Here is a 15,545-nt window from a genome sequence, read left to right on the forward strand (position 1 = left end):
TTTATTTTTTAATGACTATATAGATGACTTTAACACAGGGATATCCATCCACAACGCCTGTGGAAAATGCTTCGCCAAATAGCCCTTTAAATAAGATGCCGTATCTTTAGAAATGAGTTCATCCTGAGATTCATCATTTAGGTTATAGGCCAAAGCATAGAGCTCTAAACCACGGTTTTTCAATGCTTCTAAACTTAAAAGAGTATGATTAATACTGCCCAAACGCCCCGAACTTACCAAAATCACAGGCAGTTGCTGGGCTACAATATAGTCGATACTGAGTAAATCTGTGGTTAAGGGCACCATCAAGCCACCCGCACCTTCTAATAACACCGCTTCATATTTTTCAGCCAGTTGCTGTGTAGCGCGCTCAATTTTTTCAAAATCAATTTCGCGCCCATCTAGCTTCGTGGCCAAGTGTGGCGATGCTGGATAAGTGAAAATTTCAGGCATGGTCAGCTTGCTTTCATCCTCTGGAAACCAACCCATTCCCATAATTTCACGGTGCTGTTCAATGTCTTCAGAAACATCGACATTGCCCGTTTGTACTAACTTTTGAGTAATGGTTTTCTTGCCTTGTTCATTCCAAAGTTTGGCTAAATAGCCTGTGGTATAGGTTTTCCCAATGCCTGTATCTATTCCACTGATAAAGTAAACTGATCCAGTCATGGCATTCTCCGTGCTATACAATAAATAGGATGATAGCTCAGGCGATAATGTATCTGACCTGATGCATCCCGTTGTGCAAATTGTTGATAATCTTGATAAAAACGTTCGAGCGAGTGCTTGGTCCAACGAAAGTTAGATGCCGTTGCCGTGACACCTGTGGCTTTTAAATGTTGCAATACCTGTTTCGGTGTCGCAAAGTCTAAGTATTCAATTTGTTCAGACAAATGTAGAACGTCAAAGCCTTGGTTTTGCAACTTTTCCCGTAGTTGATCGAGCTTTAAATAAGCTAAGCCTTGTCCCGTTAAAGTCTTAATTTCTTGTAAATTCCGTTCACCAAAGGTGGAAAAACAAAACAACCCTTGTGCAAGCAGACTGTCATTCGCTTTATGGAAAACAGCATCAAGATCCGTCATCCACTGTAGCGCTGAAGTCGATACAATCAACTCTAAAGCATCAGGAAAATTGAGCCGTTCAATGTCACCCAACAACCAGTCTATATTTGAATAGCCCTGAAAGTGTTGTTGTACCTCTGGATATAAATCATTCAGTAGATAGTGTGAAATTTGGAAATCTTTCAGCAACAAATGGCTTAAATTTCCTGAACCACAACCAATTTCAAACACCCGCTCAAATTGCGTTTTAGCAGCATAATGTTGAATTAAATCAAAAAGCCGTCGTGCAATTTGCTTTTGCACAATCGCATGCTCAGTGTAACTTTGCCCTGCCTGAGCAAAGCGCAATGCGACTTGGGATTTATCAATCTCTGAATTTTTCACGACTCACTCACAACAACTGAATCAACTGATCTAAATCAGTATGGCGAACTTGAGCGGTCAAAGATATACGCAGCCTAGAACTATGCTGCGGCACAGTCGGTGGTCGTACTGGCATAATATAAAAGCCTGCTTGTTGCAAAGCTTTCGCCTTCTCCACTGTTTTGCTCGAATCACCGATGATCACAGGGACAATTTGAGACGTTGAAGGACAAGCAAAACCTTTGGCCTGAACTGCTTGCTGTAAACGCTGACTGATACTGTGTAAATGCTGACGTGAATTATTTAACTGCAAAACTTGTTGCAAGATAAAGTTACTCCACGCCATGCAGATTGGCGGTTGTGCCGTACTAAAAATCAGTGGGCGCATAGTATTGATGAGATAGTCTCGAATTACAGGATGACAAATCAGATAACCACCAATTGAAGCCATAGCCTTACCCAAAGCACCAACTAAAAAGTCGATCTCATCAATCACTTGGTATTGCTCGGCACAACCCAAACCTTGCTCACCACGCACACCAATACCATGTGCTTCATCGACATAGAGCATGACTTTTTCAAACTGTTTTTTAATGCGGACCAGTTCAGCCAAATCGGTTTCATCACCATCCATACTAAAAATGGACTCGGTCGCCACAATGATTCGCTCAAAAGCATCATCGGCATGATACTTCTGCAAAAGTTGGGTTAAATGCGCCAAGTCATTATGACGATAACGTACCAACTTCGCTGTCGATAAACGAATACCATCAATCATGCTGGCATGAACTAATTTATCAGCCAGAATTAAGGTTTTACTGTCCGCTAATGCAGGTAAAATACCAATATTCATGTGATAGCCGCTGTTGAATACCAAAGCAGCTCGACCATGAAAAGCCTGACTTAAGCTAGCCTCAAACTGTTCATATTCAGGAAAATTACCCGTCAATAAACGTGAAGAAGCTGAACTCATCCAGCGCTGTGCATTCGGCGTCTCATCGAAAAACTGCTCTCGTAATTCGATATTTGCAGCCAATCCTAGATAATCATTTGATGCCAAATTCAACATCTCATGATCATGGATTCGAATCATCCGTCCCTGCTGCACATTGGAGGTAAACTGACGCAAATTGCCTTGCTTTTTAAGCACATCCAGTTGTGCTGCAAAATGCTCTATATGCTTCATACAACAGACTCCTGCATCTGTACGACCACTTCAACCAGTTGCTCAAGCAAAGTCTTAAGTTCCTGTGGGGTAATTACATAAGGGGGCATCACATAAACCAATTTTCCAAATGGTCGGACCCAAATACCCCGGCGGACAAACTCCTGTTGTAAGGTCTTCATATCCACATTAAACGTCAGCTCAACCACACCAATAGCACCCAATACACGAACCTCGTGTACATATTCAAGTGACTGCAACGGGGTCAAGGCAGTACGAAGTTGTGTTTCAATGCGTTGAATATTGCTTTGCCAATCTTGTGAAATGAGGAGTTCTGTACTTTTCGCCGCCACCGCACACGCCAAGGGATTGGCCATAAACGTTGGGCCGTGCATAAACACCCCCGCTTCGCCTCGACTGATGGTTTCAGCAATATTCTTTGTGGTTAAGGTTGCAGACAAGGTCATATAGCCGCCTGTCAAACCTTTACCCATACACATAATGTCAGGTTCGACCTGTGCATGCTCCCAAGCAAAAAGTTTCCCCGTACGCCCAAAACCCGTCGCAATTTCATCAAAAATCAGTAAAACACCATATTTTTCACAGAGCAATTTGGCCTGTCGTAAGTACTCAGGATGATAAAAACGCATCCCTCCTGCACCCTGAACAATCGGCTCAATAATCAGCGCGGCGATACTTTCATGCTGTGCAGCTAAGGTGTTTTCAAGCTCACGAACGTCATCCTGATTCCATGCTGCATCAAAAGCAACTTGCGGTGCAGGAACAAAAATACGGTTGGGTAAGCTTGAGCCAAAAATTTGATGCATCCCTGTGACAGGGTCACAGACCGACATCGCATTCCATGTATCACCGTGGTAGCCCGAACGCGGGGTGACAAAATTGGTTTTGCCTTGTTTCCCAAGCGACGTCCAATACTGAACTGCCATCTTTAACGCCACTTCAACTGCAACAGAACCTGAGTCTGCATAGAAAATTTTATCTAAACTTGGCGGGGTAATTTGCAACAGTAATTTGCCCAGTTGAATGGCGGGATCATGACTAAAACCACCAAACATAATATGCGACATGTTTTGCAGTTGATCTGTCACGGCCTGATTCAGTTCAGGATGATTATAGCCATGTATGGTACACCACCACGAAGACATGCCATCAATCAACTGACGACCATCCTCTAGTTCAATGGTTGAACCGAAGGCTTTTTTGACTTTAAAGGTGGGAAGCGGATTGGTCATCGAAGTATAAGGGTGCCAAATATGTTCTCGATCAAATGCTAAGTCATCCAACTCAGCATCCAGTTTGGCATTGATCTTAGTCATCCTTAACTCCATATCGACTACAGTTACAGCAAAATTTCATTTTGACTGATCTTAAACCTGCGCGCATCAAAAAGAAATTGCGATATTCGCCACTCAGCAAGTTGTTTAATCCATTTTTTGTAAATATTGGCAGATTTGGTCAGTTACTTCATCGGCATGAAAAACTGGAAGCCCATGTGAACCACTTAAAAGCATCACATCTAAAAAATTTGCACCTAAAGCTTTTAAATTATCCATGACTTTGTAGCTAACTAAAAAATCTTGTTTAGCCAACAGATGGAGTTGATGTCCCGTATATTTTTGTAAGATCTCAACCGTATTTAAATACTCTAAACAATTTAATCCCTGTTTTAACAGATCTAAAGACTGAGGCTGAAGCAAACTTTGCAACTGCAAAAAATCTTGCTTGGTGGTTGCCGTCCCTTGGCACACCATAAATCCAAATTTCTTTAATGTTGCAATCGCGTCTGCTTCGAAGGATTGTTTAAAACTTTGAAATGTCGCTGGACTCATTGCAGTTTGCCAATTTTCATACGCCACAAAGCACGGATTTGAAGCCAAAGTGATTAATACTTTTTGCTGTTGATACTGCTTTTCCACAGCCTCAACCAATAAAGTCGCCAGTTGCCCTCCCAAAGACCAACCGATCAAGACATCAAAGTCTTTGGCTTGTTCAGCATGTTGCTGCAACACCTGTGCGTCCAATCCATTAAAAATATTGATCAGCTCAACCGTATGCCCTTGGTGTTGCAAAGCATGAGCCAAAGGTTGTAGTAACTTGGTCCCACCACCCCAGCCTGTGATGAGTAAAATACGTTGATTCAATGCCGACTCTAAAACTGTAAATTTCAAACAGTATGAAACCTCAGACTCCATTGCAAAGCAAGCCTTTTGAATAAGCACTAAATCGAGCTGAAGAAGTTCAGAGTTGGATCTGAGAATATCAGCCCTTTAGCGCCTTAAAATTTGCTAAGATCAAGTCAATACTTTTCAAGACAGCCTACATCATGAAAATAATGCAAATGGCAACGATTAGCTTAATTTCGCTGGGTAGTTTCTGTGCCATCAGTAATGCCACTTATGCAGCACCGGCTTTTTCAAGCGCTTCATCAGAGCAAAAGCAGTGGGTGGGTAAGCCAGCTCCGAGTTTTAAGTTACAAGATCAAAATGCCAAATGGCATGAGCTCAAACAATATCAAGGCAAGTGGGTCGTTCTCTATTTTTATCCGAAGGATGACTCACCAGGTTGCACACAAGAAGCCAATCAGTTCAAAGCACTCTACCCACAATTTAGCAAAAATAATGCCGTGGTTTTAGGCGTAAGTCTGGATGATGTACAGTCACATCAAAAATTTTCGAAAAAGTTAGGGCTGAATTTCCCTATTTTGGCTGATAACAATCATCAACTGGCCAATCAGCTCGGCATCGTACGGAACTTAGGTATCGCTAAAATTGCGAAACGTGAAACCTTTCTGATCGACCCACAAGGTACGGTGGTCTATCACTACAGTAGTGTGAATACCCAAACCCATGCGGGACAAGTATTGGCAGATATTCAAAAGTTCTCTAAAAAATAACCCCTACAAAAAAGCCTTCGAACATTGATTCGAAGGCTTTTTGATTTCTTACCATATAAATGCAACTGCCATCTTTACATAAAATGGCTCGCATCTCTTACATTTGCGACTGAATATAGTTTTGTAGACCAATCAACTCGATTAAACGTAATTGTTTTTCTAACCAATAAGTATGGTCTTCTTCGGTATCTGACATTTGTTGACGTAACATGTCACGGGTAATGTAATCAGCCTTTTCTTCACACAATTTTACGCCTTGCGCTAATTTTTCACGTACATGATATTCGAGCTTTAAATCGGCTTTTAAGCATGAAACCACATCTTCACCAATTTCAACATCATCGCGTTGCATATTCGGTGTGCCTTCCAAAAACAAAACCCGGCGAATAATCGCATCCGCATGTTGTGCTTCTTCTTGCATTTCATGATCAATACGTTCAAAGATTTTGCTTAAGCCCCAATCTTCATACATACGTGAATGAATCAGATATTGATCGCGTGCAGCCAATTCTCCACCGATCAACATATTTAAGTAGTCTACGACTTCAGGATTGCCACGCATTTCAAAATCTCCAATCTTTAATGCAACCATTATGGACACATTTAATTCACTTTGCAAAACCTAAATTATGTAAGTTTATGATTTTTATAAAATTAAAATGAGAAACATACGCATTTGCAGTATGAATTATCAAAATAATAGTTATAAAATAAGCCTTTGCAAAACTTCATCCCTTTTGCAAAGGCTTTTTCAGCTTAAATAGCCCTCTGCTTTATTTTGTAACCATTAAAAATGCTTCTTATTTCAACCACCAAACACATTGAAAAAGACTCACTTGGATGAAGCAACAGACCAAATTGAACCTACTTCTGCGGACTGTACACGCGCTTGTGCTTGACGATAAAACCGTAAAAATAGCCCCGCAAAAAGAATGGAAAATACATCAATCCACCATAAATAGGAAAAAGATGACCATAAACCAATCCCGGGCAACAGCAAAGCAAGCATTGAGGTTAAAGGCAACAGCAATAAAGTCACTGCAATAAAGAGTAACAATGTAGGCAAAGCCCTTGCAGCACCAAGTACAAAACTAAGAATGAGGCTAAAGATAAAAATTGCATAATAGATATACATAAACCATGCATTGATGCTGTGTAGTTCAGGACTGAGGACATAAGCCCAACGCCCAATCAACATACTCATAAAAATGCCAAGGACTGTTCCTAAACATGACCCTATGGTTAAGTTTGCAATGAATTGCACATCCTTGCGCTGTGCAGGTGGTGCTAAATTCGGATTTTTTTGTCGCTTTACACGCGATTCAATCCATAGAATATTGCCTGAATAAAATAAAAATGCCCCCCCCATCCCCAAAGCCAAATACAACCACCGAGTAAAATCTCCGCCATAGTTGCCAAAGTGCAAACTGAACATAGATCGAATCAGTTGATCTAGACCTGAACTCTGCGTATTTAAATTGGCCGTACTATAAGGTGCGGGCTGATAAGGATTGAAAAACATCACATCGAAGTTGTCACCGCGTAACATCTGGTCAGGACTGTATAAACTGACGCGTGCCGATGCCTTCGCGGGTTGGTCTAGATTGTTAAAACTTACAGACGAAACCTCATAGCCCTGTGCTTGTTGCTGGACCTGTAAGAGTATTTTTTCAACATCCAATGGAGGAACTGGATCTGCAATCTGCACCGCAGCGGGACGTTCAAACAATGGTTTGCCTTTGCTGACCAACTGCCCCAGACCATCATAAAAGAGATCATGAAATGCAAAAACAATCACCGTTACACTAATCAAAATATGAAACGGTAAACTGGTAATGCCAATCACATTGTGTGCATCAAGCCAAAAGCGTTTTTTGTTCTTGCCTTGCCGTATCGCAAAATAGTCTTTGACCAACGTTGGCAAGAGGACGATCAAACCTGTCATCAACGCCAAAAAATATAAGACGGATACCACACCCATCACATAAACACCGAGTGTATGGTGCCCAAGCATCCCTGGAATGCCTGCTGTTTCGTGTAGTTGTTCAATCAACCAACCCAGTTTGGATAGGTTTTCCTGTTCAACCTGTAAAGTGCCATCTGGTTTCAGTGTCGCTAACATTGCACTTTGATCGGTATCAAAGTCATGATCATCATGCACTTGACTTTGCGCAGGTTGCCACTGGATCGGGGCATAATGAAACTCTTTAGAGTTTAAATTGATCTGAAAGCTTTTTTGCGCTTCAGGATAGCGCTGCTGCACCTGGGATACCAAGTCATTATACTGATGCAATTCAACCGTATGTAAACTTTGTTGTGGTGGTGTTGCCCACTTACTCAAATCATGCTGGAACATACTTAGCCCACCTGCAAAAAAGCAGATGAACAAGAGAATACCCGCGCAAATCCCGACCCATGTATGTAACTCTTTGGCAAGTCGGAGAATATCTGTACGTACCTTCATACCCTATTCTCCTCTAAGCCAAAACACAAGTGCGTAAGCCACGACATTGAAAAACATATAAATTACAATAGACTGCCAACCACGTGGAATAAAATAGGCCACGAAAAAGAGTGGTAACCAAATCCACGGAATCGACCACATCCCTAACTGCGGCGCAAGGCCACGATGCTCAGATTGAAGTCCCCACATCGTGATTAATGCAGCTAAAGCGAAAGCTAGACTAAGTCCAAGAACTGCACCCGCAAAGCTTTTCGTCCACCAGTCAGGTTGTATCTTTTGATCGCGTAGCAACGTCATGCGTCGAAGCCCCATGTAATAAAGGAAGAAATGGTAGTGCTGACCACAACACCAATGGAATCAGTAACCACATCAACACTGCTACCAGTTTTGGTAATACCGACAGTAAAAGAACCAATGCCAAAACAAGACCTGTAAGCCCGACCCAGCGGTACTTTTTCGCTACAGTCTGCTTGAGTACAGTTTGATTAGCATGGGTCAAATACAGCAGGACACAACCACTACAGCACAGGAGTAAACCGAGAAATTTAATCATTGCTTTCAACTTAAATGAGGCAGCATTCAGACATAAAAAAGCCCACTGCATCGCAATGGGCTGATCATAAAAATTAGAAATCGAAAGTGACACCAAGTTTATAGGTACGACCAGCACCTAAAATGGCATAGTTACTACCAAAGACTCCTGACCAATATTTTTCATCGGTTAAGTTATTTACATTAGCTCTAAATGTTGTATTTACACCACCAATTTTTGTCGCATATTTTGCACCTAAGTCCAAAATCGTGTAATCAGGCAACTCTAAACTATTATCCGTATTTAAGTATTGTTCACTCACATAAGATGCACGAGCATTTACACTCAAACCGTCAACGACAGGAATTTTATAGTCCATACCCAAACCAGCAGTAAAATCAGGTGTACCAATTACAGTATTACCTACTTGAGATGCTGTCCCCGATTTAACATATTCAGCATCAATATAAGCTAAGTTCGCCATCAAACTTAAATCTTCTGTTAGCTGTCCCGCTGTTGAAAACTCGATACCACGAGACCGTGTCTCAGCATCATCTTTAACAGCCTTAGTTACAGTGTCCTGATAAACCTCAGGCTTTTCAATTTGGTAAAGCGCTAAAGTATTGAGCCAAGAACCCACTTGGTATTTAGTCCCTAGTTCATATTGCTTGGTTTGATAAGGGGCTAATGTCTCCCCCTTATTTGTTGCAGTTGGATAGGTAATATCTGAAACTGTTACCCCTTCAGATAGTCCTTCGACATAACTTGCATAGAAAGATAGGTCCTCACCAAATGGTTTAACGACGAGACCTAAGCTTGGGGAAAGTTTATCTGATGAATATTTCGTCTTTTTATATAAATTTTTCGTGTCAATATCTTGGTACCGAGCACCTAAAATGACTTGTAATTTATCGTCTAACATCGACATTTGATCAGTTAATGTATAGCTGACATAGCGGTTATCGGCATAAGGTACAATAGTTGGATATGACGTAGGCATTTGTTCAGATGCATCTACAATTGGGTTATAAAGGTTAGTATTAAACGCATTTGATGTTGCTGCTGAATGTTGCCAATAATTACGTGTCAGATAATCTGCGCGTAAGCCAAGTGTATGTTGGATGGCACCTGTATCAAACTTACCTTCTAGCCCAAGATTAGCTGCGACAGCATGTTCTTGATAACCCACTCGATAATACTGTGAACTTGCGGCACCTGTAGTCGCATTTTGCACAATCATCCGTGTGCCAAAAATATGTCCAGAATATTCTTTTTCTGTATATCCTGCTCCCCCAAATACTTTTAAATCAGGGCTAAATTTATATTCGCCTGATACTCCTAAGTATTGACTACTTTGCTCACCGTGAATGTTTGGGAAGAAATTACTATCCCCACTCGGAGCCGCAATAACCTGTTTGATTGTACCCATACTTACCATAACAGGTGAACCATTATCACGCTTATCTCGTACCGCATAAGCGTCAAAGTTTAGTTTTAACTTATCCGTTGTATAGTCAAGTGCCACGACCCCTGTTGAATTTGTATCATCCATCCCATCAATGATATGTTCACCTTGCCCATAAGAGCCACCAACACGTACACCAAATTCCTTGTTATTACCTAAACGTCTTGCAACATCAAAGCCTGATTTATAGTAACCATCGTCTTCATAGCTTGCACTTACACGTGTCAGATCTTGATTAGCGCGCTTTGTTTGCGCCATGACCACACCACCAACACTCCCAGCTGGTGCCATGCCCGCCACTAAAGCATTAGGACCTTTAAGTACAGTGACTGAATCAATAATATCTGTTGGAATACGTCCAGTTGGCGCCATGCCATATAGACCATTAATGTTGTAGTCTTCAAAACCTACAGAAAAACCACGGATCTGAATGTTTTCATTTAAATGACCTGAATTGGTCGTTTCACGAATACTTGGATCATTTTTAAGAACTTCAGAAACCGTCGCAGCTTGATTATCAGAAATTGTTTTTGCAGTATATGTCGTGACACTAAAAGGGGTATCAATGACAGACTTATTACCCAAGGCGCCTAATTTAGCTTCTTTGGCTAACTTACCATCTGCATAGTTTTGTTGTTGTACCTGCGCTTCTGATTTTAAGGCAGGTAAAATCGAAACCTCTTCCTCAGCAAAGGCAAGCTGAAAACAGCCACCTCCCATCATTAAAATACCAACAGAACTTGCAAGAATTTTTTTTGAAAAGGTTTTCATTTGAAACAACGCTTAAACTAAATGATAATGATTATTATATACACAATGTAAATAATTATTAATTGAATTTTCTCGTTTGACTTATTTATTTGATCTAAAATATAAATTTAGGATTTTTTCAATAAACCCTATATATATTGAATTAAATTGAGTGAACTATCGTAAAATAACGAATAAGTCAGTCATCAGTTCGGTACTGAAGCAAAGACTTTCCCTGCATTCACGTTTACACTAAGCCTATACTTAAAACAACAACGGTTGATCTATGACAAATTTAGCAACACAAGCGCCTGTACTGGTCACAGGTGCATCGGGTTATATTGCCAGTTGGGTGATTCAAAAATTATTAGCCCAAGGTTATACCGTTCATGCCACTGTACGTGACCTGAACAAAACCCAAAGCTTCGCACATTTATCTCAAATTGCAGAAAGCAGTGCAGGAACACTGAAACTATTTAAAGCCAATTTACTCGAACCCAATTCCTTTAAAGAAGCGATGCAAGGTTGTGAAATTGTCTTTCATATGGCCTCTCCTTTCGTCGTCACCAACTATAAAGATGCAGTGAAAGACATCATTGAACCTGCTGTTTTGGGTACAGAAAATGTCTTAAACACCGTCAATGAAACCGAGTCAGTTAAACGTGTCATTGTTACTTCGAGTATTGCATCGACCTATGGTGATGCGATTGATATTTTAAAAACGGACCATAATACTTTTGATGAAAGTCACTGGAACACCAGTAGTTCTGAGACCCATCAGCCTTATCCATATTCTAAAGTGATGGCTGAGCGTAAAGCTTGGGCAATGGCTGAGGCACAAGATCGTTGGCAGTTGGTCTGCATTAACCCTGCGTTGGTCTTTGGTCGTTCATTGACACCAAATACACAGTCAGGTTCGATTGAGGTCTTACAACAGTTTACCAATGGCTTGACTTTAGCAGGTGTCCCACCCATGTGGAATGGTGTGGTCGATGTTCAAGATGTTGCTGAAGCGCACTTACAAGCAGCATTCAACCCAAAAGCAACAGGTCGTTACATCGTCAGTGGTGGAACTTTAAGTCTGCTTGAAATCGGTCAATTGCTTAAAGCTCATTTTGGTTGGAAATTTCCATTTCCACGAAATGAACTGCCCAAAGCAGCCTTTAAGGTGATTGGTCCATTCATTGGCTTTAGCCGCGAGTTTGTTGAGTTAAATATGGGTTATCCGATTTATTTTGATGCGAACAAGAGCCAAAAAGAATTGGGCTTAAAGTACCGAGATGTCAAAGAGAGTCTCGTTGAGCACTTTCAACAATTGCTCGATGACGGTGTAATCAAGCAATATATTCCTTGAAAATAAATAAAAAGCATAGTGCTCGTCAACGTCATAGCTGACAAGCACTATGCTTTTTCTAAATTAATGAAGGTATGGGATACACGAAATGTCATCAGCAACTGTTCGAGACAACACTACATGAGAAAAAAATGTTTCTGCGACAATTTTACTCATTGATAGCAATGAACGAGTTTTGCTGATGACTCATGCCTTTGGTTACTTTGGGCTAATCCAAAGTAACATACGAACTTCAAGCATTTGATGCGAATATGTAAGACTCCGCCATGAATCCCTCATCATTAAAAGTCATTTTAGTCATGCTTTAACTGAACGGAGTTATCTAGACAGTATATTTTTGATCCAAATCAAAAATCTAAGCCTCTAACTGACCATAATCTTTCATTAGTTGAATAAACTCAGCTTCATTGATCACAGCAATCCCAAGCTTCTCCGCTTTATCCAGCTTTGAACCAGCTTTTTCACCTGCAACGACACACTTGGTTTTACTCGACACACTACCACTGACACGTGCGCCTAGTGCTTGCAAGAGCTGTGTTGCTTCATCACGCCCCATCGTACTGAGTGTCCCTGTCACGACCCAACTTTCACCATTTAAAGGTTGGCGACTTGGTGCCACAGGCGCGTCCCAGTGAATACCTGCAGCCAATAATCGGTCCAAAACTTCAAGGTTATGCGGTGCTTGAAAAAAGTCGACAATCCACTCCGCCGTGATATCCCCCACATCTGGAGTTTTCTTTAAAGCTTCAATGTCTGCGACACGTAACGCATCTAAAGTTTGGAAAGTATTGGCCAACATACGCGCTGTGGTTTCACCTACCCCACGAATCCCCAGCGCATAAATAAATGCAGCCAAAGTCGTTTTCTTGCTATTTTCAATCGAATCAATCAAGTTCTGAACGGACTTCTCACCCATTTTTTCAATGGTTAATAGCTTTTCTCGGTGCTCATGTAGGTGATAAATATCGGCCACATCTTTAAGCAAATCAAGATGTAACAGTGATTCGACCCAACGATCTCCCAAACCTTCAATATCGAGAGCTTTACGGGATACGAAGTGGCGAATTGCCTCGATACGCTGTGCAGCACAATACAAACCACCAGAGCAACGTGCTAAAGCTTCACCTTCGGGCATTACCACAGGCGATTCACACACGGGACATTGGCTCGGGAGTTCAACTTCAGTGGCATCAACAGGGCGGAACTCAGGCCACACTTTTTCCACTTTGGGAATCACATCACCACTACGGTAAACACTGACAGTATCGCCAATTCGCACATCTAGGCGGTGAATTTCCCCAATATTATGCAAGGTGACATTTGAAACGGTCACACCACCCACAGCAACAGGATTCAACCGCGCCACAGGGGTCAATGTACCTGTACGCCCCACTTGCCAGTCAATATGTTCAACCGTGGTAAGCGCAGCCACCGCAGGGAATTTATACGCCGTTGCCCAACGCGGTTCACGACTTAAAAAGCCTAGCTGTTGCTGTTGTTTAAGGCTGTTGACCTTAATCACCATGCCATCAATTTCCACACTCAATTGTGGTCGTTCCGCATTGATTTGCTCATAAACAGCTTGAACTTCTTGAATGCTATCGCAGACAAAATGACGCTCACCGACTGCAAAACCAAACTGTTGCAACCACTCTAGACTTTCCGACATGGTGCTTTGACCATGATTGGGTTCACACTGCGCAATACCATAAGCATAAAATGCAAGTGGACGTGCAGCCGCAATGTTCGGGTCTAACTGACGTAGACTTCCCGCTGCGGCATTCCGTGGATTGGCAAAAGTCTTTTCACCTTTGGCTTCATTTTCTGCATTGAGCTTTTCAAAGCCTGCTTTAGGCATCAAGACTTCGCCACGAACTTCTAGTAATGTAGGTACTTCGCCCTGATCTGTGCTCAACACCTTCGGCAAGTTACGAATGGTTTTGACGTTTTGGGTAATATCTTCCCCTGTCTCACCATCACCACGCGTCACCCCACGAACTAACACACCCTGTTCATACCACAGTGAAATGGCAAGACCATCAAACTTCAATTCGACATCGTATTGAATCGTTTGATTCGGCAAACGTTCTTCTGCACGGCGCGCAAAGGCAAAGAGTTCTTCTTGATTAAACACATTACCCAAGGACAGCATCGGTACCACATGAGTCACGCTCGTAAACTTCGCCAAAGGTTTAGCACCCACTTTATTGATCGGGCTATCTGGCTGAATACACTCAGGGTGTTGTTCTTCTAAAGCTTTCAATTGATGAAAAAGCTGATCATATTCACTGTCTAAAATGGTCGGCTGATCCATCACATAATAAGCATGATTATGCTGTGCCAAAATTTGGATCAGTTGACGCATTTGCGCAACGACAGTCGAAGTTTGAGTCATAATTTCACCATAAAAAAGGGCGGTCTTTGTTCCGCCCTAAAAATTGTATTTCTACTGTCTATTATAGAAATCGTTACCGTTGCTTTCAATCAGATTAAGCGTCGATTGCTTGTCCAGCACGGTAATCAATCGCCAAGTGGCGCCAATGCTCACGCAGTTGGGGCGTGAACTCTTGATTATTTTGGTCATAAACTGTTCCATCTATTTCACGGCCAATCAAACGTGAAATACTGTCCATGGTGTCAAAGGCATTTTGGACATCGCGGTGTGGTAAGGCCAAGAAAAAGGCCAAGCCTTTAATTGGATCGGTCGACAAATTTTCCAAGTCAAAACCATCCATACCTGTATCGGTAATTTGCAACACAGAGAACAGCAACTTGGTTCCATCTTCGTTATAGCGATGGAAACAGGACATTTCGCCAAAACGTAGGCCATACTTCATTAAAACTTTTAAGGTTTTCTCACCAGACAACGCACGACGTTCAGGATAAACATTCAGGGCAATAAACGATTCTGCTGTGGCTAAGGCACTTTCATCATCAACAATTTTTTGCTCATACAAATGTGCATCTAAAATACTGCTTTCATCGTCAAACTCTGAAATTTCGGCTTTTTCAACGTTGGCATTTAAACTAAATTCGGCTTTATCAGCCTTCTCTTGGTCATCGACAAGCACTGAGGTTGTACTTTCAGTCGTTGATTCTGTTGCAGTGTTTTCAGGAGTGGCTGAGTCTACTGCTTTATTTTCTATGTCAGCTGATGCCACTAAACTTGGTTCAGCATCAGTATTCTCGACTACACTATCTGCATCTAAAGCCTTTGGTTCAGCTTTTCCCGCTATTATTGCATCGACTGGAGCATCACTTAAAATCGGCTCTTTACGCTCTGCAGGTTCCACGACCACCGTTTGCAGTTGGTCACGGACATGACGTGGAATAATCGGTTTTTGACTATCTTCATCAATATGCAAAGTCGAATCTAGCGATGGTGCGGCATCTGTCGGCTTTCGGAAAATCATTCTAATGCCAAGCAGCATAATAATCACTGCTATGACGATACCAATAATTGTTGTGTATTCCATC

Annotated in this window: 14 protein-coding genes; 2 read left to right on the forward strand and 12 right to left on the reverse strand. The window is 41.7% G+C overall.

Annotated features, from left to right (window positions below; translation table 11 throughout):
• Positions 1 to 15: 15 nt before the first annotated feature.
• From bioD to B9T36_RS06735, 5 genes are all read right to left on the reverse strand, one after another.
• A complete protein-coding gene (bioD, locus tag B9T36_RS06715) occupies positions 16 to 669 on the reverse strand; it encodes a dethiobiotin synthase (protein ID WP_086208735.1) in 654 nt (217 codons plus the stop codon).
• Positions 666 to 1,445, reverse strand: coding sequence for a malonyl-ACP O-methyltransferase BioC (gene bioC / locus B9T36_RS06720; protein ID WP_086208736.1), 780 nt, complete (start codon positions 1,443 to 1,445; stop codon positions 666 to 668). The genes bioD and bioC overlap by 4 nt, the downstream gene beginning before the upstream one ends.
• A 7-nt stretch (positions 1,446 to 1,452) precedes the next feature.
• On the reverse strand, positions 1,453 to 2,610 hold the full coding sequence (locus B9T36_RS06725; protein ID WP_086208737.1) for an 8-amino-7-oxononanoate synthase: 1,158 nt from the start codon (positions 2,608 to 2,610) through the stop codon (positions 1,453 to 1,455).
• The gene (gene bioA / locus B9T36_RS06730; RefSeq protein WP_086208738.1) at positions 2,607 to 3,926 is read right to left on the reverse strand and encodes an adenosylmethionine--8-amino-7-oxononanoate transaminase; all 1,320 of its coding nucleotides are present in this window, start codon (positions 3,924 to 3,926) and stop codon (positions 2,607 to 2,609) included. The genes B9T36_RS06725 and bioA overlap by 4 nt, the downstream gene beginning before the upstream one ends.
• A gap of 105 nt (positions 3,927 to 4,031) precedes the next feature.
• Positions 4,032 to 4,778, reverse strand: coding sequence for a YqiA/YcfP family alpha/beta fold hydrolase (locus B9T36_RS06735; protein ID WP_086208900.1), 747 nt, complete (start codon positions 4,776 to 4,778; stop codon positions 4,032 to 4,034).
• Positions 4,779 to 4,933: 155 nt separating this feature from the next.
• Here B9T36_RS06735 and B9T36_RS06740 point away from each other — a divergent pair, with 155 nt between their 5' ends.
• On the forward strand, positions 4,934 to 5,503 hold the full coding sequence (locus B9T36_RS06740) for a peroxiredoxin (protein ID WP_086208739.1): 570 nt from the start codon (positions 4,934 to 4,936) through the stop codon (positions 5,501 to 5,503).
• A 97-nt stretch (positions 5,504 to 5,600) separates the two neighbouring features.
• On the opposite strand, the gene ftn is transcribed toward B9T36_RS06740, so the two are convergent.
• From ftn to B9T36_RS06765, 5 genes are all read right to left on the reverse strand, one after another.
• Positions 5,601 to 6,065 carry a heteropolymeric bacterioferritin subunit Ftn gene (gene ftn, locus B9T36_RS06745; protein WP_086208901.1) on the reverse strand — a complete coding sequence of 155 codons (465 nt, stop codon included), beginning with the start codon at positions 6,063 to 6,065 and terminating at the stop codon, positions 5,601 to 5,603.
• Positions 6,066 to 6,335: 270 nt separating this feature from the next.
• The gene (locus B9T36_RS06750; RefSeq protein WP_086208740.1) at positions 6,336 to 7,967 is read right to left on the reverse strand and encodes a PepSY-associated TM helix domain-containing protein; all 1,632 of its coding nucleotides are present in this window, start codon (positions 7,965 to 7,967) and stop codon (positions 6,336 to 6,338) included.
• Positions 7,968 to 7,970: 3 nt separating this feature from the next.
• Positions 7,971 to 8,264: a hypothetical protein gene (locus tag B9T36_RS06755; protein ID WP_086208741.1), complete on the reverse strand. Its 294-nt coding sequence runs from the start codon at positions 8,262 to 8,264 to the stop codon at positions 7,971 to 7,973.
• Entirely contained in the window at positions 8,230 to 8,520 is a 291-nt protein-coding gene (locus tag B9T36_RS06760) for a hypothetical protein (protein ID WP_171264419.1), read from the reverse strand. The genes B9T36_RS06755 and B9T36_RS06760 overlap by 35 nt, the downstream gene beginning before the upstream one ends.
• Before the next feature lie 73 nt (positions 8,521 to 8,593).
• Positions 8,594 to 10,735 (reverse strand): TonB-dependent receptor, encoded by a 2,142-nt coding sequence (locus B9T36_RS06765; RefSeq protein ID WP_228146979.1) that lies wholly within the window; start codon positions 10,733 to 10,735, stop codon positions 8,594 to 8,596.
• A gap of 265 nt (positions 10,736 to 11,000) precedes the next feature.
• On the opposite strand from B9T36_RS06765, the gene B9T36_RS06770 reads away from it, so the two are divergent.
• A complete protein-coding gene (locus B9T36_RS06770; protein ID WP_086208743.1) occupies positions 11,001 to 12,068 on the forward strand; it encodes an SDR family oxidoreductase in 1,068 nt (355 codons plus the stop codon).
• Positions 12,069 to 12,423: 355 nt separating this feature from the next.
• On the opposite strand, the gene ligA is transcribed toward B9T36_RS06770, so the two are convergent.
• Entirely contained in the window at positions 12,424 to 14,463 is a 2,040-nt protein-coding gene (ligA, locus tag B9T36_RS06775) for an NAD-dependent DNA ligase LigA (protein WP_086208744.1), read from the reverse strand.
• 94 nt (positions 14,464 to 14,557) lie between these two features.
• Complete coding sequence (locus B9T36_RS06780; RefSeq protein ID WP_086208745.1) at positions 14,558 to 15,544, reverse strand: cell division protein ZipA C-terminal FtsZ-binding domain-containing protein; 987 nt, start codon at positions 15,542 to 15,544, stop codon at positions 14,558 to 14,560.
• Position 15,545 lies beyond the last annotated feature (1 nt).

It is taken from the genome of Acinetobacter sp. ANC 4204 (genome assembly GCF_002135205.1).
Taxonomy (GTDB): Bacteria; Pseudomonadota; Gammaproteobacteria; order Pseudomonadales; family Moraxellaceae; genus Acinetobacter.